A 22847-nucleotide genomic window follows, 5' to 3' on the forward strand; every position below is an offset into this window, starting at 1 on the left:
CGGGGGGTGGCTGTCCGTTAGACCCGGGTTCCACAATGCCCCCACCAAGAGAGTCGTGATGTCCAGCTCCGCCCCCCGCACCGCCACGGCCTGGGGGTTCCTGCTTCCGGCCCTGGTGCTGGTGGGGTTGTCGGTGTTGATTCCGGCGGCGATGGCCCTGGTGATGAGTGTCAGCCAGGCGGGCCTCGATGTGAGTGAGCCGTTGCGGTTTGTGGGCCTGGCCAACGTGCGGCGCCTGCTGGCCGATCCGATGTTCTTCCGGGTCACGGGCACCACGTTTTTGTATCTGGTGGGGGTGGTGCCGCCCATCGTGCTGGGCGCCCTGGCCCTCGCCGTGCTGGTCAACCGCCAGCTGCCCGGCATTCACTGGTTTCGCGGCGCCTTCTACACCCCGGTGCTGGTGTCGATCGTGGTGGCGGCGATCGCCTTCCGCTGGATCTATGCCGAAAACGGCCTGGTGAATGGCTGGCTCAGCGCCCTGTTACCCGGCTCCTTTCAGCCCATTGCCTTTCTCACCTCCCCCCTGCTGGCCCTGCCCTCGGTGATGCTGGTGACCCTCTGGAAGGGCCTGGGCTACTACATGGTGATCTTCCTCGCGGGGCTCCAGGGCATCTCCCCGGATCTCTACGAGGCGGCTGCCCTGGATGGCAGTGAAGGCCTGCGCAAGCACTTCGACATCACCCTGCCCCTGCTGCGGCCCTACATCACCCTGGTGGCCGTCATTTCGGCGATTGCCGCCACCAAGGTGTTCGAGGAGGTGTATCTGATGACCCAGGGCGGACCCGCCGACTCCACCCGCACCCTGGTGTACTACGTCTACGACCAGGCCTTTTCCGAGCTGGAGATCAGCTATGCCTGCACCATCGGCCTGGCCCTGTTCCTGATCGTGTTGCTGCTGAGTCTGGTGCGCTACCTGTTCGCTGGCGACCGTGCCCTCACCTGAAACCCTCACCGGCCGCCCCATGACCCTGGACCAACCCGCTTGGGGCGCCTAGGGTTCGCCCGCCTGAAATCCCGGCTATGGCGCCTTCCGGTGGCAGACCCAGCTCCAGATTGAGCGAGCGGCAGATGGTCGGCCTGTTCAGCCTGGGGCTGGGAGTGGTCCTGTTTCTGCTGATCCTGGTGCGGGGCCAGCAGGCGGCCCGGGAGGGCAATCAGGAAATTCGCAACGACACCTACTGGGTGCTGGTGTCCCCCCTGGTGTTTTCCGCCTTTGGGGTCGCCCTGCTTCGGGCGCCGAAGGGGGGGACACCAGCGCGGCCAGGCCGCCGTGGCGGGGCGCCCGTGGTCATGCGTCCCCAGGTGAGTCGGGCTCTGGAGCAGTCCTCCAGCACCGCCCGCACCGCCGAGGCGTCGCTGGCCCGGGTGGAGGCGGACAGCCGGCAGCAGCTTGCCCGTGCCCGGGAGGAAGCGGCGGCGGCTCTCGCGTCGCTGCGCAGTCTGGAGGCGGAGCGGGATCGGGCTGCGGCCCAGGCTGCCGAGCGGATTCGCGAGCTCGAACGGGAACTGGCCCAGGTTCGCCAGGCCCGGATTGCCCTCGATGCTGATTTGCGGCGTTCGCTTGTCAGCCAGTCCTCGGATGCCAGTGGCGCCCTGGCCGCCGTGCAGCTGGTGGAGGGTCAGGTGGATCAGCTGGCCGTAGGCCTCAACGATCAGATGGCCAGCGCCCGCGACCAACTCGACCAACTGATCCGCCGCCAGGAGGAGCAGCTCAACCGGCTGCGGGGCGAGGCCACGGAGGCTCGCACGGCCCTCGACCGTCTGCGTGCCGACCAGGATGCCCAGCTGGCCCAGGTGCGGGCCGATGCCTCCGCGGCCATCCAGGCCTCCCAGCTGGCCCAGGTGCGCTCGCAGGAGGTGGCCGAGAGCGTCACTGGCCAGATGGCCACCATGGATCAACGGATCCAGCAGGCCCAGCAGAGCTGCACCCGGGCCGAAGCGACCCTCAGCGCGGCGGTCGCCAGCACCGGCAAGGTGCAGGCCGATGCCCGGATCGGCGCCGAGCAGGCCCAGCGGCGGGTGGAGGAGTTGGCCGGTAGCCTCTCGGCCCAGATGGACCAGGCCCGCCAGCAGCTGGCCGCGGCCCTCCAGGCCAGCCAGGAGGCCCAGGCCCTGGTGGATCGCCTGGAACAGGGCGCCTTCGCGGCCCCAGCAGCCCAGGAGGGCTGGTCGACCGTCGCCGGCGATCCTTTCCTGAGCTGCTATCGGGAGGCCTGCGAGGAGCTGGGCGTGTTGCCCGGCAGTGGCTGGCAGGAGGTGCGGGCCACCTGGCGCCGTAACCTGATGCACTGGCATCCAGACCAGGGGGGTGACCCCAGGCTGTGGTCGCGCCGCAGCGCCGCCTATCAATTGCTGGTGGCCTGGTACGAGTTCAACGGGGCGTCCTGATCTAGATGGTGCAGATCCAGATGGGACAACAGGGGACTCCCCCGGACGCCCCATCCATCGGGGTTGTGGGAGGGGGGCAACTCGCCTGGATGTTGGCATCGGCGGCCCGCAACCTGAACGTGCCCCTGCATGTGCAGACCCCCGGAACCCACGACCCGGCCACGACCCTGGCCACCAGCGTGGTGCAGGCGGAACTCGACGACGTGACGGCCACCCGGGAGCTGGCCCGTCGCAGCAGCGCCATCACCTTTGAGAACGAGTGGGTCGACCTGCCGGCGCTGGCCCCCCTCAGTTTCGATGGGGTGGCCTTTCTGCCCAGCCTGGAGGCGCTTTCCCCCCTGGTGTGCAAACGCAGCCAGCGTCAACTGCTGCAGACCCTCGGCCTGCCCTGCCCCCGCTGGAGCGAGCTGCCCAGTGACGGCGCCTTGCCCGAGGGCTTTGCCTACCCCGTGATGGCCAAGGCCACCACGGGCGGCTACGACGGCAAGGGCACGGCCGTGTTGCGATGCGCGGAGGATCTCGAGGCCCTGTTGGCACGCGTCAGCGCCAGCGATTGGATCCTGGAGGAGTTGGTGCTGTTTGAGCAGGAGCTCTCCCAGCTCGCCTGCCGCGACCGTGATGGCAATGTGCAGTGCTATCCCCTGGTGCAGACCCACCAGCACCAGCAGATCTGCGATTGGGTGTTGGCACCGGCGGCGGTGCCCCATGCGGTGCAGGCCTACGCCCGCAACATTGCGGCCTCCCTGCTCACGGCGATCAACTACGTCGGCGTGCTGTCGATTGAACTGTTCTATGGGCCCGGTGGCCTGCAGGTGAACGAAATCGCTCCCCGCACCCACAATTCCGGTCACTACACGATCGAAGCAGCCCGCACCAGCCAGTTTGAGCAGCAGGTGCGGATCGTGGCGGGCCTGCCCATGGGGGCGGTGGACCTGCAGGTGCCCGGCGCCCTGATGGTGAATTTGCTCGGTTTTGAAAGCTCCGAGGCGGATTACCTGGTCCAGCGCGACGCCCTGGCGGCCCTGCCCGGTGCCAGCGTGCACTGGTACGGCAAGCAGGGCTCCAGTCCCGGGCGCAAGTTGGGCCACATCACCCTGCTGTTGCAGGGCACCACACCCCAGGAGCGCGGCCCCCAGGCTGAGCAGCTGCTGGAGCAGGTGCGTCGGATCTGGCCCCTGCCCCCCCTGTTGCCCACGCCGCCGGCTCCAGTTCTGGTCAAAGGGGCGTAAAGTTCCGGCGGACTGCCTTGTTGGTGACTGCCTTTTACAGTTTTCTGATCTGACTCCCTTTTCGACATGGGGGGTCTGCAGCGGAAGCAACGTAAGCCGGCCTTGCAGCCGGAAACGGCGCCCCGTCCTTGATCCCCCTTCTGGTTCCACCAGGTCGAACACTGGGGCAAAACGGCACGGCGGTCCACCCTTTTCTCGGACGATTCAGAAACTGTCCTCCAAGACTTGCTGGCTTGGCTGACGTTCAGGGGTTGCGTCTTCACGCTGGAGAGGTAATTAACCAGCTGCTTTCGTGACTCCCTCAGTTTTGGGTTCTGAGCGCGCCCACGCCGTGATGGCTCACAAGTTGGCCGGTCTGCTGCGGGCTGCCGAGGCCGACCAAGGCCGTCAGCCAGCAGACGCCTGGCGTCGCAAACTCCAGCCCCTGGTGGCGGCGTTGCAGGCAGCCCGTTGACGAGTCTGGGCCTCGGCAATCACCGCACTTCGATGAGTTCGCTGGCCGCGTAACGCACCTTGGCCAGGTTGGCGTAGGCGTCGCTGGCAGAGCGATAGCCAGCGGCGCACACCACGCAGCTGCGGTAAGGCGAATCCTCCAGTCCCAGGATCCTGTCGTAGGCCTCGGGGGAGAAGCCCTCGATGGCGCAGGTGTCCACTTCCAGCAGGGCCGCCGCCGCCATGAAGGTGCCCAGGGCGATGTACACCTGGTTGCTCACCCAGCGCTCGATCTGCTGACTGCGGGGGCCCCGGATCAGATCGACGTCGATCATCTCGCGGTAGGTGGCCAGCTGGTCTGGGGCCAGTCCCCGGATGCGCGCCATCGTCTCAATCAGGCGGTCGGCCTCGGGGGCGCCGATGCGCCGTTGGGCCAGGAACACCACCAAATGGGAGGCATCGGTGATCTGGCTCTGGTTCCACGATTCGGGACGCAGCTGCTGGCGCAGGTCCGGGTCGCGGATCACCAGAAATTTCCACGGTTGCAGGCCATAACTCGATGGGCTTTGCACCAGGGCATTTTCCAGGGCTCCCCAGGTGCGGGCATCGATTGGGCGGCTGGGGTCAAACACCTTGGTGGCGTAACGCCAGGCCAGGGCCCCTTCGAGCTGGGCTGGGGTGAGCGGCATGGGGGCGACGACAGCAGGCGGGATCAGGCGGCATTCTGGATGGGGTGGTGACCCGAAGAGGGTTTGGCTCGTCTGTGCTGATGAACCCGTTCCAGCAGGCCTTTGAATCCCTGCTCTCCGTGGCGCCGGGCCCCGTGTTTCCCCGGGCCCGCGAGCTCTACCTGCGCAAATATCCGCTCGAGGGTCGACTGGCAGAGGCTGGTTCCGCTGCCGAATCCGCTGTGGGCTCGGCGCGGTTTCGCACTTTCCTTCTGGAGGAGGAGATCCAGGAGGCCCCGGGAGGGATCGTGCGGGTGCGGGCCGTGGCCTTTGCCGTGGTGCACTGGCAGGCCCCCCAAACCAATCTGGAGGACTACTCCAGCTACCTCCAGGCGCGCTGGGACCTCCATCCCGATGGTCTGACTCTGGAGGAGGAGAGCTGGTTCCGGGAGGGCGGGGCCTATGCCCGCTTCGGGGCGGCGGCGGTTTATGAACGCGCCCCGTCCGGCGAGCTGCTGTTGGGTGGGGGGGCCTGACCCAGCAGCTGATCGAGCTGCCCTTGCAGCTGCTCGCGGTTCCAGTCGGTGACCACGAACACCTCCTGGACGCTGCTGCCCCGCCGGGCCACCAGCTTGTGCCCGCCGGTGATCGGTGCCGACACCCGCAGCCGCAGCTGGGCGCTGCGGCCCCGCACCCGGCTGATCACCGCGGGCGTGACGGTGTCGATCCCGGGGCAGTGGGCCAACCGCTTCAACAGGGGGATCAACCCCTCGATGTAGGTGCTGTGGGTGATCACCACCCGTCCCATCAGGCGGGCTCCAGGGGGGCCATCGTCAGGCCCTCTGCCCCCAGTTGCTGGTGGTAGAGCTCGGCCTGCTCCTGGGGGCCGCACCACACCACGGCCGAGCCTTCGCTGTCGATGCGGTGGGCCAGATCCCAGGCCTGGTCGGGCTGCATGCCGGGAATGATCCGCACCAGGCACTCCACCACGTGCTGGAAGGTGTTCACGTCGTCGTCCAGCACCACCACCTTGAAGTGGGGGTACGGCTGGCGCAGCCGTTGCCGCTCCTGCACAGGGCTGGGGGAGGAACTGGCCATCACCCCACGGAGACCGAGGTCCAGAACCACAACTGCAGATGCCAGGCAGGCTCCACCCTAGGTAAAGTGCCGCCAACGACTGATGGCTGCGCCATGTTGAACACCGTGGGTTGGGCTTCTCTGGCAGCCCTGTTCAGCTTCTCGATCGCCATGGTGGTCTGGGGTCGTCATGGCGACAACAGCATCAAGTTCTGAGCGCGGCGTGGCCAATTTCAGTGCCTGAGCTGCCCATTTCTGCCTCCCAGGTGCTGTCTGGTGTGGCAGCCCTGTTGTTGGTTTTTGTCAGCGGAGGCGTCCTCTACCTCTCCACGATTGAGTGGCGGGATCGCCGGCGCCGTAAGGCCCTTGAAGCCAAACGCCGCCCGTGAGGGCTGGCACTCCTGCGGGATTGGCCGACTGGGCCTGGCAGCTTGCAGACCAGCTGTTGGTTCCGCCCCCTGCCCTGCCCCCCACGCCCCACCCTGGGTGCGGCGATGACCCCATCCCCCTCGCCAGCCTGCTGAGCGCCATTGCCGCAGCCCACGGCGTTGCAGCTGAAGAGCCCGCCTGCCCTGCTGCCCTGGGGCCCTTGGCCCTGGCCCTGCTGAGTCGGGTTCCCTCGGCCAACGAGGACGAGCAGCTGCGTCAGGCGGCTGATGCCCTGCGCCAGGAGCTGGCGGGTGACGCCGTGACCTACGTGGTCAATCGCAACCTCAACGTCTCCAACCACTGCATCAAGCACTGCAGTTTCTGCGCCTTCCGCCGGGACGCCGGCGAACCCGGGGCCTATTGGCTCACGGAAGCGGAGCTGGAGCAGCGGGCCGCCGAGGCCCAGGCTGCCGGTGCTACGGAACTGTGCATCCAGGGGGGGCTGAACCCAGCCGCCACCGTGGATGGCAGCCAGCTGGCCTACGCCGAGGGGCTGTTGCGCTTGCTGCAGGGGGCGGCTCCGGGGATCCACCTGCATGCCTTTTCCCCCCAGGAGCTCCTCTACATGGCCCAGCACGATGGGCTGCCCCTCGATCGGGTGTTGGAGCGGTTGCGGGCGGTGGGGATGGCGTCCGTGCCGGGTACGGCCGCGGAGGTGCTCAGTGAGCGGGTGCGTCGGGTGCTCTGCCCTGAGAAACTCTCGGCCCGCGAGTGGGTGGCCGTGATCCTCCAGGTGCAGGCCCAGGGGTTGCCGGCCACCAGCACCTTGATGGCCGGCCACATCGAGGCACCGGCCGATCTGGCAGCCCACCTGCTGACCCTGGTGGCACTGCAGCGCCACGCCTGCCAGCATCACCGCCAGGGATTCACCGAGTTTGTGCTGCTGCCGTTTGTGGGTGCTTCGGCGCCTGCTGCCCTGCGGGCCCGGGTGTGCCGGGACCAGCCCGACCGCAGGGCCATGCTGCGGCTGACGGCCCAGGCCAGGATTCTGCTGGGGCCCTGGTTTCCCAACCATCAGCCCAGCTGGGTGAAACTCACCCTCGCCGGGGCCACCGAAGCTCTGCGCTGGGGCTGCAACGATCTGGGGGGCACCCTGATGGAGGAACACATCACCACGATGGCGGGCGCCAGCGGTGGCACCCGTCAGTCGCCCCAGGCCCTGGAGGGGGCCGCCCGTCACCTGGGGCGTTCGGTGCGGCGGCGCACCACCCTCTACGGGGCATGCCCATGAACACCCTGGCGGCGACCCGCTCCCTCCCCCTGCGGTGGAGCGCTGCCCTCACGGCCCTGCTGCTGCTGGTGCCCGCCGGGGTCTTGCTGCGCTGGCCCCGGCCCCGGGCCGAGGGGCTGGAGCGGCTGTTGTCCCAGTCCGCCCTGCTGCAGAGTTTTCCCGCGGCGCCCCAGCGTCCGGTGCCCGCCCTCTGGACCCAGCGCCTTGGCGAGCCCCTGGCCCGCCGGGTCTGGCGTCGCCAAAGCCGGGTGTGGTGGCAGTTCTGGGGCCGCGATGGCGATGGGGGCGCCTTTCTGGCTTTCCCCGCCCAGGATCTGCCAACGGCCCCACCAGCCCATGCCCTGCGGGTGGATGACCTGATCGTGGTGGCCCCCGACCCCCTGTCCCAGCGGCTTCTGCAGGATCAGCTCAAGTTGGCCCAGCGCCAGCGCCGGGGGCTCGAACAGCGCTGCCTGCAGCGGCTCCAGCAGGAGCAGGCCGTGTTCTGGGCACCCTTGGGCCTGGGGGTGATGGCCGGGCCCATGGCGCCGCTGCTGCAGCGCTTTCAGGAGGGCTGCCTGAGCCTCCGCCTGAAGGGAACCAGCCTCCAGTTGTCGGGGGAAGCCAGTGCGGCCGGTGGCTTCCTGGCCGATCCGGGGCCCAGCGCTGCGGCCTCCTTGCCTGAGCCCCTGGCCCATGATCTGCTGCTGGAGTGGCGCGGCCCGGCCCTGGAGGGAGTGCTGCAGGGGCTGCTCAGCCGTCAGCTGATCCGTGACCCCCTGGCCGCCCGCTATGGCATCGGCGAAGGCCAGTTGGCCCTGGTGCGCCGGGTGCCCTTTGTGTTGCAGTTGCGTTCCCTTGCCCAGGGCCCGTTTCAGGCGGGTCTGGCCCTGCAGTTGGAGGTGACGGGGGACCGCCGGCCCTGGAATCGGCTGCTGGAGGGGCTGAAGGCCCCGCTGGAGGCCCAGGGGCTTGAGGCCACCAGTGGCGGCTCGACGTCCCTGCCCGCCCTGCGCTGGCGGCGGGAGGATGGGCAGGTGGTGGGTGGCTGGCGCTGGGTGTTGCCCCGATCTGCCCCCCCCGCGCTTCTGCTGTACCTCGGCCCCGAACCCAGCAGTTCCCCAGCCGCCATCCCCCCGCTGCAGGGCGGTGGCCGCGAGTCCCAGTTGCGGGCCAGGCCAGCGACGCTGGCGGCAGCCGGGCTGCTGCCACCGGAGTTTCCCCTGCTGGTGCGCCAGGCCAGCCAGCTCAGCCTGGTGGCCTCCAGTTCAGCGCCGGGCAAACGGGTGTTGCTGTCCCCGCTCAGCCAACTGACGGGGTCGATTCAGTTGCAGCCTCGCTCTCCGGCCCGCTAGTCAGCCCCTGCTGCTGGCGTTCCCGTTTGCGCCGTTCGGCAGCCACGGTTTCCTCCATCAGCTCCACCGCCTGGGCCATCTTTTCCAGGTTGCCGGCATAGAGGTTGAGGTCTTTGTCGAGCCGCTCCCGCAGCAGGCCCATGGCGCCGCCGAGGTCGTGGGCGTAATTGCGCAGGGCAATGGGATCCATGGCATCGGCGCCCTGGGCTTGCTCGAGCAGGCTCAGCAATCCCACCGCCATCAGCCTTGAGTAGTGAAAATCGCTGCGCCGGATGCTGGCCAGGGCCGCCGCCACCGGCTCCGGGGCGCCGTTGCCCTCCTGCTCAATCCAATGCTTCACCTGCTCGACGCTGTGGCTGCCCATGGCGGCCATGGCGGCGTCGCGCTGTTGGCGCAGGGCCGTGGCATCGAAGCCCGAGGCGGCGCAGAGGGCGCTCAACAGCGGAGCCCGTTGGGCCTCAGGTTTGTACCCCTTGGCAAAGCTGTCGAACACCTGGATCAGTCCACAGGCGAACAGGGGATCGCTGCGGAACCCCTTTTGGCGACTGAGCAGGTGAAGCTCCACCAGCAGCTCATCCACCATGCGCCGGTAGAGGGGCGCAATGACGTGGGGGAAGGCGGCGTGGAAGGCTCGCTTGCTGTCGGCAACAGTGAGAGCTGCACTCACGCGGGATCAGGCCAAGGTGGGCCGACCCTAGCCGCCCAGGCTCAGTAAGATCGGGTTCAACCGCCCCAGCAGCTCCATGATCCCGATCGTCATTGAAGAGTCGGGCCGGGGTGAGCGCGCGTTTGACATCTATTCCCGCCTGCTGCGGGAGCGCATCATCTTTTTGGGCGAGCCGGTGACGTCCGAGTCCGCCAACCGGGTGGTGGCCCAGTTGCTGTTCCTGGAGGCGGAGGATCCGGAGAAGGACATCTTCCTCTATATCAATTCCCCAGGTGGTTCGGTGTACGACGGCCTGGGCATTTTCGACACCATGCAGCACATCAAGCCCGATGTGCAGACGGTGTGCGTCGGTCTGGCGGCGTCGATGGGTGCCTTCCTGCTCTGTGCCGGCACCAAGGGCAAGCGCAGCAGCCTCACCCACTCCCGGATCATGATCCACCAGCCCCTGGGTGGTGCCCGCGGTCAGGCCAGTGACATCCGCATCCAGGCGGACGAAATTCTCTACCTCAAGAAGAAGCTCAATACGGAGCTGGCCGACCGCACCGGCCAGCCCCTGCCCCGCATTGAGGAGGACACCGACCGCGACTTCTTCATGTCGCCGGCGGAAGCCGTCAGCTACGGCCTGATCGACAAAGTGATCGAGAAGCGGCCCGTTCGTCCGGTCTGAGCCAAATCACGGCCCTTGTGGGTGGCGGTGGCTGCTTGACGGTGGCTGCTTGACGGTGGAAGGCGGGCTCACCAGATTTGGTGGGCACTCCGCCAGTCCTGTTGATGTACGCCACCCTGCGGGAGTACGAGGGAATCCAGGATCCAGCGGAGGCCACCCAGCCCCTGCTCGATGGGTTGTTGGCTGAAATGCAGGCCCTGCCGGGCTTTGTGTCCTATTACTTCGTGGATGTGGGTGATGCTGGAGACCGCATGATCTCCCTCAGCGTGTTTGAAACCAGCGAGGCCGCGGAGGAATCGAACCGGGTTGCCGCCAAGTGGGTTCAGCGCTGGATGGCCGAGCATCCCAGCACCGCACCCACGGCCAGCCGGGTGGACGCTGGCCCGGTGATGGCCAGCGCCGTCGCCTGATCAGCCAGCCAGCAGCGGGGAGAAGCGTTCCTTCTCCGGAATGGGGGCGAATTCCGCCACGATGGCGCGGAATTCGTCGCCATTGAGGCTCTCCTTCTCGATCAGGAGTTCCACCACCCGATCCATGCAGTCCCGGTGGGCGGCCACCAGCTTCACCGTGTCGGCGTAGCAGCTCTGCACGATCTCCCGCACGGCATCGTCGATCTTGCTGGCCAACCGGTCCGAGCCGTCGCTGCGGGTCATGAGGTCGCGGCCCAGGAACACCTCCTGGTTGCCGGCTTCAAAGGACACCTGGCCGAGATCGCTCATGCCGAAACGGGTGACCATCTGGCGGGCGATCGAAGCCACCTGCTGGATGTCACCACCGGCGCCGGTGGTGACCTCGGAATAGCCAAACACCACGTCCTCAGCGGCCCTGCCGCCGAGGGCTCCCATGATGCGGGCCCGCAGCTGGGCCCGGCTCACGAGCATCTGCTCCTCATCGGGGGAGAACCAGGTGAGGCCCTGGGCCTGGCCCCGGGGGATCAGGGTGACCTTCTGGACGGGGTCGTGGGCCTTCACCAGGGTGCCCACCAGGGCATGGCCCACTTCGTGGTAGGCGATCAGGCGCTTGCTGCGGCCATCGGTGAGGGGTTTGCCCTCCATGCCGGCAATCACCCGATCCACCGCGTCGTCGATCTCAGCCAGGGTGGTGGCTTCCTTGCGACGCCGGGCCGTCAGGATGGCCGCCTCGTTCAGCAGGTTGGCCAGATCGGCGCCGGAGAAGCCCGGCGTGCGGCGGGCAATGGCCTCGAGGCTCACGTCCTCGGCCAGCTTCTTGTTGCGGCTGTGCACGTTGAGGATCGAGAGGCGCCCCTTGATGTCGGGCACGTCCACCTGCACCTGGCGGTCAAAGCGACCCGGGCGCAGCAGGGCTGAATCGAGCACATCGGCTCGGTTGGTAGCGGCAATGATGATGATGCCGCTGTTGCCCTCGAAGCCGTCCATCTCGGTGAGCAGCTGGTTCAGGGTCTGCTCCCGTTCGTCGTTGCCGCCGCCCACGCCGGCGCCCCGCTGACGACCAACCGCATCGATTTCGTCGATGAAGATCAGGCAGGGGCTGTTTTCCTTGGCGCGCTTGAACAGGTCGCGCACGCGGCTGGCGCCCACGCCCACGAACATCTCGACGAACTCCGAACCGGAGAGTGAGAAGAAAGGCACACCCGCCTCGCCGGCGATCGCCTTGGCCAGCAACGTCTTGCCCGTGCCGGGAGGGCCCACCAACAGGACACCTTTGGGGATCTTGGCGCCCACCGAGGTGAAGCGTTCGGGGGTTTTGAGGAACGTCACCACCTCCTGGAGGTCCTGCTTGGCCTCCTCCACCCCGGCCACATCGTCAAACTTGACCCCGGTTTCAGCCTCCATGGCGAAACGGGCCTTGGTCTTGCCGAACTGCATGGCCTGGCCTGGGCCACCGGGCATGCCGTTGCCGCGGCGGGCCAGGAAGATCAGGGAGCCGATCAGCAACAGGGGGAACAGCAGGTTGCCCAGCAGTCCGAGGGCCGGTGGCGCACTCTTGGGGGGATGGATGTCGAAGCTGATGCCCTGGTCCTTGAGCTTGTTCACCAGCTCAGGTGCGACGCCGGGCAGATCCACCCGCAGGCGCTGCACCCGGTTATCGAGATCGGGGTCCACCGCCTCGATCACCGCGCTGCGTCCACCGTCGAAGATGTCGACGGCCGTCACCCGGCCCGCATCCACGTAGTCGAGGAAGCGGCCGTAGCTCATGCGCGCCACCGCGGCATTGCGGGGGGCCACGGTGGGGCTGGAGGCGCTATTGGGGTTGAACCGTGCCGTGCCTCCGTTGCTCAGCAGCTGCCATCCCAGGAAGGCCACCACTGCCAGGGGCAGTAGCCAGAGGGCAATCAGACGCCAGCGCTGGTTCATAGCTGAGACACATTCTTAACAAGTGTAACGGCGCCGCGGACGCCCCAGGAGCGTTGCGATTAACCCGCGATGGCCCAGAGCCCCAGATCGTCTTCGGGGTCGGCATCGGCCTGGTGCTGGCCGCTGCCGGGCAGGGCTTCCAGGGGTCCGGTGCTGGCCGCCGGTTCGATCAGGAGTTCCTCCGTCTGGATGGTCTCCACCAGTTCCGGTCCCCCCAGACCGTGGGTCCAGATCTTCACCTCACTCTGGGGCGGGCATTGGAAGCTCAAGAGCTCAAAGGGAAACACCACCCGCTCGAGAAAGAACTCCTCGGGTCCCACGCAACGCAGGATCACCATCCGATCACTGGAGTTGCGGTAGCCGCACGCCAACAGAGCCACGCCGTTCCAAACCAATCCAATCCATCCATCAAGCCATTGGCCTGCGTTGGGGTTTGGTGACGAAGGCCACGGTTTTTGCTTTTTAACAGTTTCTTCGGTTTCTCGGCGGAGGTCTAAAGGCTGCGCAGCGCCACGATCGGATCGAGGCGGGCCGCCCGCCGGGCGGGCACCACGCCGAAAAACAGGCCGATCGAGCCGGAGAGCACCACCGTGCCCAGCACGGTGGCACCCCCAATGGCAGCCGGCAGGGGCGTGATGGCGGCCACCAAGGTGACCGTGCCGATCCCCACCGCACTGCCGATCACCCCTCCCAGGCTGGCCAGCACCAGCGATTCCACCAGGAACTGGAGCAGCACATCGCCGCTGCGGGCGCCGAGGGCCTTGCGCAGGCCGATCTCCTCGGTGCGCTCACTCACCGACACCAACATGATGTTCATGATGCCGATGCCGCCCACCAGCAGGGACACGGCACCAATGGCACCCAGCATCAGGGTGAGCCCGCCGGTGATGGTGCTGACGATCGTGAGGGCATCCTTCTGGGAGCGCACGGCGAAGTCGTCCTCCCGCAGGATCCGGTGCCGCTGGCGCAGCAGGTTGGTGATCTGGAAGGCGGCGGCGCCGGTGCTCTGCTCGTCGCGGGCCTCGACGCTGATGAAGTTGAGGTTGACGCCGTAGGTGGGGTCCCGGCCGGAGAGTTTGCTCACCATGGTGGTGAGGGGGACATAGGCATTCTCGTCCTGGTTTTGGCCGAACACGGCCCCCTTGGGTTCCAGCACGCCGATCACCTCGAACAGCTGGTTGCGGATGCGCAGCTGGCGGCCAACCGGAGCCTTGCCCGGGAACATCTTGACGCCCAGATCCGGGCCCACCACCGTGACATTGCGGGCGCTGTTCAGGTCGCTGGCGGAGAAGAAGCGGCCCTGGGCCACTTCAAACTGGCGCACGGGCAGGAATTCCGGCGTCACCCCCGACACCGAAGCGGTGCTGCTGATCCCACCGGCCTGGATCACCTCACTCAGGGTGATCTGGGGCGCCACCCGTTTAACGCTGGGCACCTGCTCAGCGATGGCTTCGGCGTCCTCCAGCACCAGGGTTCTGGGGAAGTCGATCCCCTGGCGGCGGGTGTCGTTGTTGCCTGGCACCACGAAGAGCACGTTGGCCCCCAGATTGCTGAGCTGGCCTTCCGCCAGGTTCTGGGCGCCCCGACCAACCCCCACCAGGGTGATCACCGAGGCGTTGCCGATCACGATGCCGAGCATGGTGAGCAGGCTGCGCAGCCGGTTGGCGCGCAGGGTGGAGAGGGCCATCCCCACCGTTTCCCGCATGGGGAGCTTGGATGCCATGGCTGTGCGGCGGGTGGGCCCTAGACGATGGAGCCGTTGGGGTCAGCGTGGTGGCTTCGGGCCCCGCGATGCACTTCACCGCGGATCAGATCCAGGGTGACGATCTCCCCCTGGCGCAGGCTGGCAAAGGCGTTGTCCACCCCCACGATGGCGGCAATGCCGGTGCGCTGGGCAATCACGGCCGCGTGGCTCTCCACACCGTCTGCTTCAGCGATCACGGCCTTGGCCTTGCGGATCGCCTCCACGTAGGCGGCCGTGCTGTCGCGCACCACCAGGATTTCGCCGGGCTGAATCGCCGCGGCCGCTTCCGCAGTGTCCGCCAGGCGCACCCGGCCGCTCACCGAGCCGCTGCCGATGCCGGTGCCCTTCGACAGCACGGCCGAAACGATGCCCACCTTGATGAAATCGGTGGAGCCACTGATGCCAGCGAGGGTGCCGGCGGTCTGCACGACCAGATCGCCATCCTGGAGAAAGCCCAGTTCGCGGGCCTTGCCCATGGCGAGGCTGAAGGTGCTGGTTGAGGAGCTCTGTTCTTCCACCAGCAGGGGATTGACCCCCCAGCAGAGCTGCAGCTGGCGGGCCACGCTCACCTCACTGGTGATCGCCAGGATCGGGGTGCTGGGACGGAACTTGCTGACGTTGCGGGCCGTGGATCCCCCCTTGGTGAGCGGCAAGATCGCGGCGGCGTTGAGTTGGCGGGCGATGCTGCTCACCGCCTGACAGATGGCATTGGGGATGGTGGTGGCCATGTGGCTGTCCAGCACCCGTTGGGGATAGTCGCGCTCGATGCGCCTGGCGATGGTGGCCATGGTGGCCACGGCTTCCACGGGGAAATCCCCTACGGCGCTCTCGTTGGAGAGCATCACGGCGTCCGTGCCGTCAAGGATGGCGTTGGCCACGTCGCTCACCTCGGCCCGGGTGGGCCGGGGACAGCTCACCATGGAATCCAGCATCTGGGTGGCGGTGATCACCGGGATGCCGAGGCTGTTGGCCTTGCGGATCAGCTCCTTCTGCAGCAGGGGCACTTCCTCAGCGGGCATCTCCACGCCGAGGTCACCGCGGGCCACCATCACCCCGTCACAGAGGGGCAGGATGTCGTCGATCTGATCGATGGCCTCGAATTTCTCGATCTTGGCCACCACGGGGGTCTGGTGGCCGTGGCTGCGGATCAGCTCCCGGATCTCGCGCATGTCGGACGGGTTGCGCACAAAGCTGAGCGCCACCCAGTCCACCCCCTGCTTGAGCCCGAAGGCCAGGTCGATGCGATCCTTCTCGGTGAGGGCCCGGATTGAGAGCTGCACATCCGGGAAGTTGACCCCCTTGTTGTTGGAGAGCACCCCCCCAACGGTGACGCTGCAATACAGGGTCTGCTCAGGTTGGTCGACCCGATCGACCACCATTTCCACCCGGCCGTCATCCAACAGAATGCGGCTGCCTGGCACCACCTCGTCGGCCAGCTTGTCGTAGGTGACCGTGGCAATCGTCTGATTGCAGGCCACATCCCTTGAGGTGAGGGTGAAGGGATCGCCCTTGGCCAGGGTGATGGGCCCATCGGCGAAGCGGCCCAGGCGAATCTTGGGCCCCTGCAGGTCTTGCAGGATGCCTATCTCAATGCCGAGCTCGGTGGCCACCTGACGGATCGTGGCGATGCGAGCCGCGTGCTCGCTGTGGTCGCCGTGGGAGAAATTGAGGCGGAAGGTGGTGGCACCGGCGGCGATCAGCTCGCGCAGCCGTTCGTGGGATTCCGTGGCGGGCCCGATCGTGGCCACGATCTTGGTGCGACGCATGAGATCGGGCTGGGGCATCAACACGCCATCAGACAGCTGGAAACTACCATCCAGGCCTGCAATGGGCTGCCCCAGTTGGATTTCCAGGCCTACCAGGAGCGCTCCCGCGCCACCGCCCGCTACCCCGAGGCGGGTGCCAACCCCATCTACCCCACCCTGGGTCTGTGCGGTGAGGCCGGCGAGGTGGCCGACAAGGTCAAAAAGGTGCTGCGCGACCAGAACGGCTCCTTCAGCCCGGAGGTGATCGCCGCCCTGGAACTGGAACTGGGCGATGTGCTCTGGTACGTGGCCCAGCTGGCCACCGAGCTGGGTTTGGAGCTCGATCAGATCGCCCAGGCCAACCTGGACAAACTCGCCAGCCGTGCCGCCCGTAACGTGATCGCAGGCAGCGGGGATACGCGGTGATCATGCTTGTGCTGGCTCCCCTTCTGGCGGCCCTGTTGCTGCTGGCCCCCCCCTCCGCCTGGGCCGCTGACCTCCAGGTGTCGGAGGTGACCCTGGAGCCCTGCCCCGCGGAGGATGTGGGCGCCCAGCCCGAGTTGCGGCGCCCCTCAGGGGCCAGCTGCTACGCCCTGCGGGGCACGGTGCTGAATCCGGGCCGCAAGCCGGTGGTGGACACCGACGTGTTTGCCCTGATCGTGGATTCCAGTGGCGAACCGGTGCTGCAAAACCGCACCCGGGTGGGCTCCATCGGCGATGTGCCCCCCGGGAGCTCAGCCTTTGCCCTGCGTCTCTCCGTGCCGGCCGGCACCCCGGGTCCGCTGAGCTTCCGCAACGTCAAGGCCCGCGGCTTCAGTGCCCCGGTGCGCACCCGGGCTGGAGACGACGACGAACTGCTGCCGCTGGAACAGGCTTTGGCCGCTCAATAAGTCCAGCTCAATAACCCGAGCTGAGCAGCGACACACTGGCCCCCTCCAGCAGGCTCTGGGCCAGCTGCAACACGATGAAGGCCAGGATGGCGGAGAGGTCGAGGCCTCCCAGGGGGGGGATTAGCCCGCGGAAGGCATTCAGGTAGGGGTCGGTGATCGAACTCACCGTGGAGAGCACGGGGTTGCCCCAGTCGAGGTTGGGGAACCAGCTGAGCAGCACCCGCACCAGCAGCACCAGGGTGTAGATGCTCAGGGTCTGGGCCAGCACCTGCAGCAGAAAACTCAGCGCGTCCATGGATGGTGCTCGTCGGCGGAAGGCTCGGTGGGGGAACTCTAGGCAGCCTCTTCCCAGGCTTCAGGCTCGCTTGATGCTGGTGCCGGCTGGGGTTCGGACCCTTCGGGCTTGACCGGTCTGGCGCGGGGCTGCAGGTCGGCGGCCTTAACGGCGAAGGTGCGGTGGAATTTCTCGCTCAGGGTGAGCCAGTAGGAGCGGCCATCACTCTGACGCTTGCGTTCGATGAAGTCCTGGGCCAGCAGTTCCTTGATGTGGTCGTAGGCGCCGGAGCCCCGCAGCTCCACCAGATCCGATTGGAGGATGCGCTTCTTGAGGGCAATGGTGGCGAGGGTGCGCAGGGCGGCGGTGGAGAGGTCCACCGGCAGCAGGTTCTGCACCAGGTCGCCCAGGCCGTCGCGCAGCTGCAGGCTGTAGCGGTTTCCCTCCTGGCGCACCTCCAGGGCGGTGTCCCGGTGGGCGTAATCGGTGATCAGGGTGATCAGCCCCAGTTCCGCTTCTTCCCGGCTGACGGCGGCGATCTCGGCCAGCTCGGCCAGGCTCACGGGCCGGCCCTTTAGATAGAGGATGGCCTCCATCCGCGCCGGCAGCGAGAGACCCTGGATCGCCTCTGTGGCCGCTGAGCCTGTGTGCATGGCCGCACGGTACCGCAGCTGTTCGGGCTCAGGCCAGGGCTGGTAAAGAGGCGGTGCTGGGGCCGAGAAACAGCCGGTAGGCCGGGTTGTCGGTTTCATCCCAGTGCTGGTAGTCGAGTCCGTTGAGGAACGCCTGCCAAGCAGCCCTCTCCCCTTGGGGCACCTGCACCCCCACCACGATGCGCCCCACGTCGGCCCCGTGGTTGCGGTAGTGAAAGATGCTGATGTTCCAGCTGGCGTGCAGGGCGTTCACGAACGCCATCAGGGCTCCGGGTTTTTCGGGAAACTCGAAGCGGTAGAGGAGTTCCTCCCCCTGCTCGAGGGCGGCGGCGGCACTGGCGGGCAGCCGCCCGCCCACCATGTGGCGCAGGTGCAGCTTGGCCAGTTCGTCCTTGGAGAGGTCGAGGCAGGGGAAGCCCGCGCGGCGCACGTCGTCGATCAGGGCCTGTTCATCGGCAGTGCCGCTGGTCTGCACCCCCACGAAGATGTGAGCCACCCGCGGATCGGCCAACCGGTAGCTGAATTCGGTGAGGCTGCGTTGGCCCAGCACGCCGCAGAAGCGCCGCAGGCTGCCGGTTTGCTCGGGGATTTCCACCGCCAGCATGGCCTCGCGGTCTTCGCCGATTTCGGTGCGTTCAGCCACGAACCGCAGCCGATCAAAATTCATGTTGGCGCCGCAGGCCACCGCCACCAGGGTGAGGCCATGGAGCCCCTGCTGGGCCACATCCCGTTTCATGCCAGCCACTGCCAGGGCTCCCGCGGGTTCGAGGATCGAGCGGGTGTCTTCGAACACGTCCTTGATGGCCGCGCAGATGGCATCGGTGTCCACCGTGACCATCCGATCCACCGTTTGCTGGGCCAAAGCAAAGGTGTGCTCGCCCACCTGGCGCACGGCCACCCCGTCGGCAAACAGGCCCACCTGCTCCAGCTGCACCCGTGCTCCGGCGGCCAGGGAACGGGTCATGGCATCGGCATCCACCGGCTCCACCCCCACGATCTGCACCTGGGGCCAGAGGGTTTTCACGTAGGCGCCGATCCCCGCAATCAGGCCGCCTCCGCCCACGGCCACGTAGATCACATCCGGAGGGGAGGAGCACTGGCGCAGGATCTCCAGGCCGATCGTGCCCTGGCCGGCGATCACATCTGGATCGTCGAAGGGGTGGATGAAGGTGAGCCCCCGTTCCGCCCCCAGGCGGGTGGCCTCGGTGCAGGCGGCGTCGTAGTTGTCGCCGTGCAACACCACCTCGGCGCCGCGGGCGGCCACGGCCTTCACCTTCATCTCCGGCGTGGTGACCGGCATCACGATCACGGCGCGGCAGCCCAGTTTCTGGGCCCCGAGGGCCACCCCCTGGGCATGGTTGCCAGCGCTGGCGGCGATCACGCCGCGCTCCAGTTCGGCGGCGCTCAGGCCAGCCATTTTGTTGTAGGCGCCGCGCAGCTTGAAGCTGAACACCGGCTGCAGATCCTCCCGCTTCAGCAGCACCCGGTTGTGCAGACGCGCCGACAGATTCGGGGCTGGATCGAGGGGCGATTCGATCGCCACGTCGTACACCCGCGCCCGCAGGATGCGCTGCAAATAGCTCTGGGGGGCCTCGCTCATGGCACCAGTGTCGCAATCGGCACCTTTGGGAGGGTGCAAAGGCCTAGATTGCACCCCACCTCCAGGGTTGTGCATGCATCTCAGTGAGCTGAATCATCCGAATCAGCTGCACGGCCTGAGCACGCCGGAGCTCGAAGCCATTGCCCGCCAGATCCGGGAGCGCCACCTCGAGGTGGTGAGCACCAGCGGCGGTCACCTCGGCCCGGGCCTGGGGGTGGTGGAACTCACCCTGGCCCTCTACCAAACCCTCGACCTCGACCACGACAAGGTGGTGTGGGACGTGGGGCACCAGGCCTATCCCCACAAGTTGGTGACGGGCCGCTACAAAAGTTTCGACAGCCTGCGCCAGAAGGACGGTGTGGCGGGCTATCTCAAGCGCTGCGAGAGCCGCTTTGACCACTTCGGCGCCGGCCACGCCAGCACCTCGATTTCGGCGGCCCTGGGCATGGCCCTGGCCCGGGATCGCCGCGGTGAAGATTTCAAATGCGTGGCGGTGATCGGCGATGGCGCCCTCACCGGCGGCATGGCCCTCGAGGCCATCAACCACGCCGGCCACCTGCCCACCACCAAGCTGCTGGTGGTGCTGAACGACAACGACATGTCGATCAGTCCTCCGGTGGGGGCCCTTTCCACCTATCTCAATCGCATGCGGTTGAGCCCGCCGCTCCAGTTTCTGCAGGGCAATGCCGAGGAGGCGATCAAGCACCTGCCCTTCCTCCACGGCGAGCTGCCCACCGAGCTCAAAACCCTCAAAGAGAGCATGAAGCGCCTGGCGGTGCCCAAGGTGGGCGCCGTGTTCGAGGAGCTGGGCTTCACCTACATCGGTCCGATCGATGGGCACGACATCGCCGGCATGGTGCGCACCTTCGAGCAGGCCCACCGCACCGAGGGTCCGGTGTTGGTGCATGTGGCCACCACCAAGGGCAAGGGCTACGCCTACGCCGAGGCCGACCAGGTGGGCTACCACGCCCAGAGTGCCTTTGACCTGGCCACCGGCAAGGCCTATCCCTCCAGCAAGCCGAAACCCCCCAGCTACAGCAAGGTGTTCGGCCAGACGCTGGTGAAGCTCTGCGAACAGGACCCCACCGTGGTGGGCATCACCGCCGCCATGGCCACCGGCACCGGCCTGGATCTGCTCGAGAAGGCCCTGCCGGATCAGTATTTCGATGTGGGCATCGCCGAGCAGCACGCCGTCACCATGGCGGCGGGCATGGCCTGCGAGGGCCTCAAGCCCGTGGTGGCGATCTACAGCACCTTCCTGCAGCGCGCCTTCGACCAGCTCATCCACGACGTGGGCATCCAGAACCTGCCGGTCACCTTTGTGCTGGACCGGGCGGGCCTGGTGGGGGCGGATGGCCCCACCCACCAGGGCCAATACGACATCAGCTACTTCCGCGCCATCCCCAACTTCACGGTGATGGCGCCCAAGGACGAGGCCGAGCTGCAGCGCATGCTGGTGACCTCCATCCACCACAGCGGTCCCTGTGCCCTGCGCATTCCCCGGGGAGAAGGGGAGGGGGTGCCCCTGGCGGAGGAGGGCTTCGAACCCCTGCAGATTGGCCGCGGAGAGCTGCTCACCGATGGCGACGACCTGCTGATCGTGGCCTACGGCGCCATGGTGGCGCCGGCGATGGCCACCGCCGGCCTGCTGCAGGAGCAGGGCGTGCGGGCCGCCGTGATCAATGCCCGCTTCCTGCGGCCCCTTGATGAGGCCCTGATCCTGCCGATGGCCCAGCGCATCGGCAAGGTGGTGACGATGGAGGAAGGGGCCCTGGCCGGAGGCTTTGGGGCCGCGGTGGTGGAAATCCTCGTCGACCACGACGTGCTGGTGCCCGTGTTGCGGATCGGCATTCCCGACGTGCTCGTGGACCATGCCAGCCCTGATCAGAGCAAGCAGAGCCTGGGCCTCACCCCGCCCCAGATGGCCGATCGCATCCTGGAGCGCTTCGCCGCCGTGCTGCCGTCCCAGCGCACCGGTGCTGCCCAGCCTGTGGCCGTCTGACCCTGCCGTGCTGTGAGGTGCTGGTGGTTGGGGCCGGTCCGGCCGGTGCCGAGCTGGCCCGGCTCCTGGCGCTCGCCGGTGTGGATGTGCTGCTGGTGGATCGCCTCAGCGACCTGCGTCAGGCCGCCTTCAGCAGTGCGGCCCTGCCCCTGGATGCCGTGGAGCGCTACGGACTGCCGCCCCAGGTGGTGGCCGCCCGCTGGAGCGGCTGGCAGCTGGTGGGGCCGGGGGATCAGCGGCGTCACTGGAGTGCGGCCCAGCCCCTGGGGGCCGTGCTGGATTTCGGCGCCCTGCGCCAGTGGTTGGCCGATCAGGCCCTCGGCTGGGGCGCGCGGCTGCAACTGGGGGTCACGGCCCTGGGCTGGCAGATGGAGCCTTCAGGCACCTGCCTCACCCAGGTGCGGGATGCCTCAGGTGTCCGTCACCAGATCCGCAGCCGCTGGGTGGTGGATGCCAGCGGCGAAGGCCGGGCCCTGATTGGGGAGCCCCCTTGCCAGAACGATCCCTTGGTGGCGGGTGTGGGGGTGGAGTGGTTGCTGCAGGTGAGCCCCGAGGTCTCCGCCGCCTGGGCGGATCGGCTCAGCTTTTTCCTCGGCAGCCACTGGGTGCAGCAGGGCTACGGCTGGGTGTTCCCGATGGCACCGGGGCGGCTCAAGGTGGGGGTGTGCCGCCTCCACGATCCAAGACGTGATCAATCTGCGCTGGGGCAGGAGCTCGGGGCCTTGCTGCAGCGCAGCGGCCTGGAGGGAGCATTGGTGCTTGACCGCCACGGCGGACGCATCCGCAGCACGGTGCGGCGTCGGGAGCGGCATCGCCAGGGCCCGTTGATCGGCCTAGGGGATGCGGTGAGCACCGCCAACCTGCTGGGCGGCGAGGGGATTCGCCATGCCCTGGCCAGTGCCCGGGTGTTGGCGCCCCTGCTGCTGCAGGCTCTGGCCCACCCGCAGGACACAGCCCAGCTGGACCGCTACCCAGCCCTGCTGCGACGAGAGCTGGGCTGGCGCTGGAGCCTGAGCGGTCGATTGGCCCGACGCACCTGGCTCGGCCTGGCCAGCGAGCGGGGGGATCGTCGCCTGGAGCGGTTGCTGCAGGGATTGCACACCAGAAAGGCGGAGGATCTCTCCGCCCTGTTGTTTCACTACCGCTTTGAGCGCTATGGGCTCAAAGCGTTGCCCTATCTGTTGGGCTGGCGGTGAAGGCGATCGTGCCTCTCGCTTAGACGACGCCGCGGGAGGCCAGGCCGAGGATGGCGCCCATGCCGAGGATGTGGCCCAGGCTCAGGGTGCCGAGCATGGCGCCATGGCCGAAGCCGCCGAACAGGCTGGGGCTGGGCAGTTGCAGGCCCACGTTGGGGTGCTTGATCGTGGCCTTGCCGATGGCAATGGCGATCACGTTGCAGACGATCATCACCAGCGCCACCTTGGGAGACCAGGTGATGGAGGCGGGGGCCAGAGCCAGAAGCGGAGCGATCATGGAACGGA

25 protein-coding genes and 1 other RNA gene are annotated in these 22847 nt (G+C 67.5%); 14 read left to right on the plus strand and 12 right to left on the minus strand.

Annotated elements, in window-relative coordinates; all coding sequences use genetic code 11:
* Positions 1-58: 58 nt before the first annotated feature.
* The 4 genes from H6G16_RS06140 to ssrS all read left to right on the plus strand — a co-directional run bounded on the left by H6G16_RS06140 (position 59) and on the right by ssrS (position 3807).
* Positions 59-943 (plus strand): sugar ABC transporter permease, encoded by an 885-nt coding sequence (locus H6G16_RS06140; protein ID WP_190389418.1) that lies wholly within the window; start codon positions 59-61, stop codon positions 941-943.
* 125 nt (positions 944-1068) lie between these two features.
* On the plus strand, positions 1069-2388 hold the full coding sequence (locus tag H6G16_RS06145; RefSeq protein WP_190389419.1) for a hypothetical protein: 1320 nt from the start codon (positions 1069-1071) through the stop codon (positions 2386-2388).
* Between the two features lie 5 nt (positions 2389-2393).
* Complete coding sequence (locus tag H6G16_RS06150) at positions 2394-3617, plus strand: 5-(carboxyamino)imidazole ribonucleotide synthase (RefSeq protein WP_242036230.1); 1224 nt, start codon at positions 2394-2396, stop codon at positions 3615-3617.
* A gap of 6 nt (positions 3618-3623) precedes the next feature.
* A non-coding RNA gene (gene ssrS, locus H6G16_RS06155) (6S RNA) lies at positions 3624-3807 on the plus strand.
* Between the two features lie 283 nt (positions 3808-4090).
* On the opposite strand, the gene H6G16_RS06160 is transcribed toward ssrS, so the two are convergent.
* Positions 4091-4738 carry an NAD(P)H-dependent oxidoreductase gene (locus H6G16_RS06160; RefSeq protein WP_190389420.1) on the minus strand — a complete coding sequence of 216 codons (648 nt, stop codon included), beginning with the start codon at positions 4736-4738 and terminating at the stop codon, positions 4091-4093.
* A gap of 80 nt (positions 4739-4818) precedes the next feature.
* On the opposite strand from H6G16_RS06160, the gene H6G16_RS06165 reads away from it, so the two are divergent.
* A complete protein-coding gene (locus tag H6G16_RS06165) occupies positions 4819-5253 on the plus strand; it encodes a hypothetical protein (RefSeq protein WP_190389421.1) in 435 nt (144 codons plus the stop codon).
* On the opposite strand, the gene H6G16_RS06170 is transcribed toward H6G16_RS06165, so the two are convergent.
* Together H6G16_RS06170 and clpS are read right to left on the minus strand one after the other, a co-directional pair.
* On the minus strand, positions 5205-5525 hold the full coding sequence (locus tag H6G16_RS06170) for a DUF2103 domain-containing protein (RefSeq protein ID WP_190389422.1): 321 nt from the start codon (positions 5523-5525) through the stop codon (positions 5205-5207). The two genes, H6G16_RS06165 and H6G16_RS06170, sit on opposite strands and share 49 nt — an antisense overlap.
* Positions 5525-5815 carry an ATP-dependent Clp protease adapter ClpS gene (gene clpS / locus H6G16_RS06175; RefSeq protein ID WP_190389747.1) on the minus strand — a complete coding sequence of 97 codons (291 nt, stop codon included), beginning with the start codon at positions 5813-5815 and terminating at the stop codon, positions 5525-5527. The genes H6G16_RS06170 and clpS overlap by 1 nt, the downstream gene beginning before the upstream one ends.
* A 93-nt stretch (positions 5816-5908) precedes the next feature.
* On the opposite strand from clpS, the gene petN reads away from it, so the two are divergent.
* The 3 genes from petN (at position 5909) to H6G16_RS06190 (ending at position 8788) form a co-directional block, all read left to right on the plus strand.
* Positions 5909-6010 (plus strand): cytochrome b6-f complex subunit PetN, encoded by a 102-nt coding sequence (gene petN, locus H6G16_RS06180; protein ID WP_190389423.1) that lies wholly within the window; start codon positions 5909-5911, stop codon positions 6008-6010.
* 229 nt (positions 6011-6239) lie between these two features.
* Positions 6240-7454, plus strand: a complete 1215-nt coding sequence (locus H6G16_RS06185; protein ID WP_242036231.1) for a CofH family radical SAM protein — start codon at positions 6240-6242, stop codon at positions 7452-7454.
* Positions 7445-8788, plus strand: coding sequence for a hypothetical protein (locus H6G16_RS06190; RefSeq protein ID WP_190389424.1), 1344 nt, complete (start codon positions 7445-7447; stop codon positions 8786-8788). The genes H6G16_RS06185 and H6G16_RS06190 overlap by 10 nt, the downstream gene beginning before the upstream one ends.
* Here the strand turns inward: H6G16_RS06190 and psb29 are convergent.
* The gene (psb29, locus tag H6G16_RS06195; protein WP_190389425.1) at positions 8736-9455 is read right to left on the minus strand and encodes a photosystem II biogenesis protein Psp29; all 720 of its coding nucleotides are present in this window, start codon (positions 9453-9455) and stop codon (positions 8736-8738) included. The two genes, H6G16_RS06190 and psb29, sit on opposite strands and share 53 nt — an antisense overlap.
* A 76-nt stretch (positions 9456-9531) precedes the next feature.
* Between psb29 and clpP the strand changes: the two genes are divergently transcribed.
* Positions 9532-10122: an ATP-dependent Clp endopeptidase proteolytic subunit ClpP gene (gene clpP / locus H6G16_RS06200; protein WP_190389426.1), complete on the plus strand. Its 591-nt coding sequence runs from the start codon at positions 9532-9534 to the stop codon at positions 10120-10122.
* Between the two features lie 104 nt (positions 10123-10226).
* Entirely contained in the window at positions 10227-10532 is a 306-nt protein-coding gene (locus H6G16_RS06205; RefSeq protein ID WP_190389427.1) for a hypothetical protein, read from the plus strand.
* Here H6G16_RS06205 and ftsH read toward each other — a convergent pair whose 3' ends face one another.
* The 4 genes from ftsH to pyk form a co-directional block, all read right to left on the minus strand.
* On the minus strand, positions 10533-12458 hold the full coding sequence (gene ftsH / locus H6G16_RS06210) for an ATP-dependent zinc metalloprotease FtsH (protein ID WP_190389428.1): 1926 nt from the start codon (positions 12456-12458) through the stop codon (positions 10533-10535).
* 59 nt (positions 12459-12517) lie between these two features.
* On the minus strand, positions 12518-12838 hold the full coding sequence (locus H6G16_RS06215) for a DUF1830 domain-containing protein (protein ID WP_190389429.1): 321 nt from the start codon (positions 12836-12838) through the stop codon (positions 12518-12520).
* Between the two features lie 113 nt (positions 12839-12951).
* Complete coding sequence (locus H6G16_RS06220; protein ID WP_190389430.1) at positions 12952-14181, minus strand: ABC transporter permease; 1230 nt, start codon at positions 14179-14181, stop codon at positions 12952-12954.
* Between the two features lie 20 nt (positions 14182-14201).
* The gene (gene pyk / locus H6G16_RS06225) at positions 14202-15986 is read right to left on the minus strand and encodes a pyruvate kinase (protein WP_190389431.1); all 1785 of its coding nucleotides are present in this window, start codon (positions 15984-15986) and stop codon (positions 14202-14204) included.
* A gap of 57 nt (positions 15987-16043) precedes the next feature.
* On the opposite strand from pyk, the gene H6G16_RS06230 reads away from it, so the two are divergent.
* Both H6G16_RS06230 and H6G16_RS06235 read left to right on the plus strand, forming a co-directional pair.
* Entirely contained in the window at positions 16044-16373 is a 330-nt protein-coding gene (locus H6G16_RS06230) for a nucleoside triphosphate pyrophosphohydrolase family protein (protein WP_190389432.1), read from the plus strand.
* Positions 16374-16375: 2 nt separating this feature from the next.
* Positions 16376-16837 (plus strand): hypothetical protein, encoded by a 462-nt coding sequence (locus H6G16_RS06235; protein WP_190389749.1) that lies wholly within the window; start codon positions 16376-16378, stop codon positions 16835-16837.
* A 7-nt stretch (positions 16838-16844) separates the two neighbouring features.
* On the opposite strand, the gene H6G16_RS06240 is transcribed toward H6G16_RS06235, so the two are convergent.
* From H6G16_RS06240 to ilvA, 3 genes are read right to left on the minus strand one after another with little or no spacing between them, the layout of a single operon-like run.
* The gene (locus tag H6G16_RS06240) at positions 16845-17132 is read right to left on the minus strand and encodes a YggT family protein (RefSeq protein WP_190389433.1); all 288 of its coding nucleotides are present in this window, start codon (positions 17130-17132) and stop codon (positions 16845-16847) included.
* 38 nt (positions 17133-17170) lie between these two features.
* Positions 17171-17764, minus strand: coding sequence for an SMC-Scp complex subunit ScpB (gene scpB / locus H6G16_RS06245; RefSeq protein WP_190389434.1), 594 nt, complete (start codon positions 17762-17764; stop codon positions 17171-17173).
* Between the two features lie 28 nt (positions 17765-17792).
* Positions 17793-19364, minus strand: a complete 1572-nt coding sequence (gene ilvA / locus H6G16_RS06250; protein ID WP_190389435.1) for a threonine ammonia-lyase, biosynthetic — start codon at positions 19362-19364, stop codon at positions 17793-17795.
* Positions 19365-19437: 73 nt separating this feature from the next.
* Between ilvA and dxs the strand changes: the two genes are divergently transcribed.
* Positions 19438-21366 (plus strand): 1-deoxy-D-xylulose-5-phosphate synthase, encoded by a 1929-nt coding sequence (gene dxs, locus H6G16_RS06255; protein ID WP_190389436.1) that lies wholly within the window; start codon positions 19438-19440, stop codon positions 21364-21366.
* Between the two features lie 17 nt (positions 21367-21383).
* Entirely contained in the window at positions 21384-22562 is a 1179-nt protein-coding gene (locus tag H6G16_RS06260) for an FAD-dependent monooxygenase (RefSeq protein WP_190389437.1), read from the plus strand.
* A 19-nt stretch (positions 22563-22581) separates the two neighbouring features.
* On the opposite strand, the gene psaK is transcribed toward H6G16_RS06260, so the two are convergent.
* Complete coding sequence (psaK, locus tag H6G16_RS06265; protein WP_190389438.1) at positions 22582-22839, minus strand: photosystem I reaction center subunit PsaK; 258 nt, start codon at positions 22837-22839, stop codon at positions 22582-22584.
* Between the last annotated feature and the right edge of the window lie 8 nt (positions 22840-22847).

Source organism: Cyanobium sp. FACHB-13342, from assembly GCF_014697415.1.
Lineage (GTDB): Bacteria > Cyanobacteriota > Cyanobacteriia > PCC-6307 > Cyanobiaceae > Cyanobium_A.

Bases quoted from the DNA above. Each gene is read 5' to 3' on its own strand.
- H6G16_RS06140 (WP_190389418.1), top strand. From the start codon at position 59: ATGTCCAGCTCCGCCCCCCGCACCGCCACGGCCTGGGGGTTCCTGCTT.
- H6G16_RS06145 (WP_190389419.1), top strand. From the start codon at position 1,069: ATGGTCGGCCTGTTCAGCCTGGGGCTGGGAGTGGTCCTGTTTCTGCTG.
- H6G16_RS06150 (WP_242036230.1), top strand. From the start codon at position 2,394: ATGGTGCAGATCCAGATGGGACAACAGGGGACTCCCCCGGACGCCCCA.
- H6G16_RS06160 (WP_190389420.1), bottom strand. From the start codon at position 4,738: ATGCCGCTCACCCCAGCCCAGCTCGAAGGGGCCCTGGCCTGGCGTTAC.
- H6G16_RS06165 (WP_190389421.1), top strand. From the start codon at position 4,819: ATGAACCCGTTCCAGCAGGCCTTTGAATCCCTGCTCTCCGTGGCGCCG.
- H6G16_RS06170 (WP_190389422.1), bottom strand. From the start codon at position 5,525: ATGGGACGGGTGGTGATCACCCACAGCACCTACATCGAGGGGTTGATC.
- clpS (WP_190389747.1), bottom strand. From the start codon at position 5,815: ATGGCCAGTTCCTCCCCCAGCCCTGTGCAGGAGCGGCAACGGCTGCGC.
- petN (WP_190389423.1), top strand. From the start codon at position 5,909: ATGTTGAACACCGTGGGTTGGGCTTCTCTGGCAGCCCTGTTCAGCTTC.
- H6G16_RS06190 (WP_190389424.1), top strand. From the start codon at position 7,445: ATGCCCATGAACACCCTGGCGGCGACCCGCTCCCTCCCCCTGCGGTGG.
- clpP (WP_190389426.1), top strand. From the start codon at position 9,532: ATGATCCCGATCGTCATTGAAGAGTCGGGCCGGGGTGAGCGCGCGTTT.
- H6G16_RS06205 (WP_190389427.1), top strand. From the start codon at position 10,227: ATGTACGCCACCCTGCGGGAGTACGAGGGAATCCAGGATCCAGCGGAG.
- ftsH (WP_190389428.1), bottom strand. From the start codon at position 12,458: ATGAACCAGCGCTGGCGTCTGATTGCCCTCTGGCTACTGCCCCTGGCA.
- H6G16_RS06220 (WP_190389430.1), bottom strand. From the start codon at position 14,181: ATGGCATCCAAGCTCCCCATGCGGGAAACGGTGGGGATGGCCCTCTCC.
- pyk (WP_190389431.1), bottom strand. From the start codon at position 15,986: ATGCCCCAGCCCGATCTCATGCGTCGCACCAAGATCGTGGCCACGATC.
- H6G16_RS06235 (WP_190389749.1), top strand. From the start codon at position 16,376: ATGCTTGTGCTGGCTCCCCTTCTGGCGGCCCTGTTGCTGCTGGCCCCC.
- H6G16_RS06240 (WP_190389433.1), bottom strand. From the start codon at position 17,132: ATGGACGCGCTGAGTTTTCTGCTGCAGGTGCTGGCCCAGACCCTGAGC.
- scpB (WP_190389434.1), bottom strand. From the start codon at position 17,764: ATGCACACAGGCTCAGCGGCCACAGAGGCGATCCAGGGTCTCTCGCTG.
- ilvA (WP_190389435.1), bottom strand. From the start codon at position 19,364: ATGAGCGAGGCCCCCCAGAGCTATTTGCAGCGCATCCTGCGGGCGCGG.
- dxs (WP_190389436.1), top strand. From the start codon at position 19,438: ATGCATCTCAGTGAGCTGAATCATCCGAATCAGCTGCACGGCCTGAGC.
- psaK (WP_190389438.1), bottom strand. From the start codon at position 22,839: ATGATCGCTCCGCTTCTGGCTCTGGCCCCCGCCTCCATCACCTGGTCT.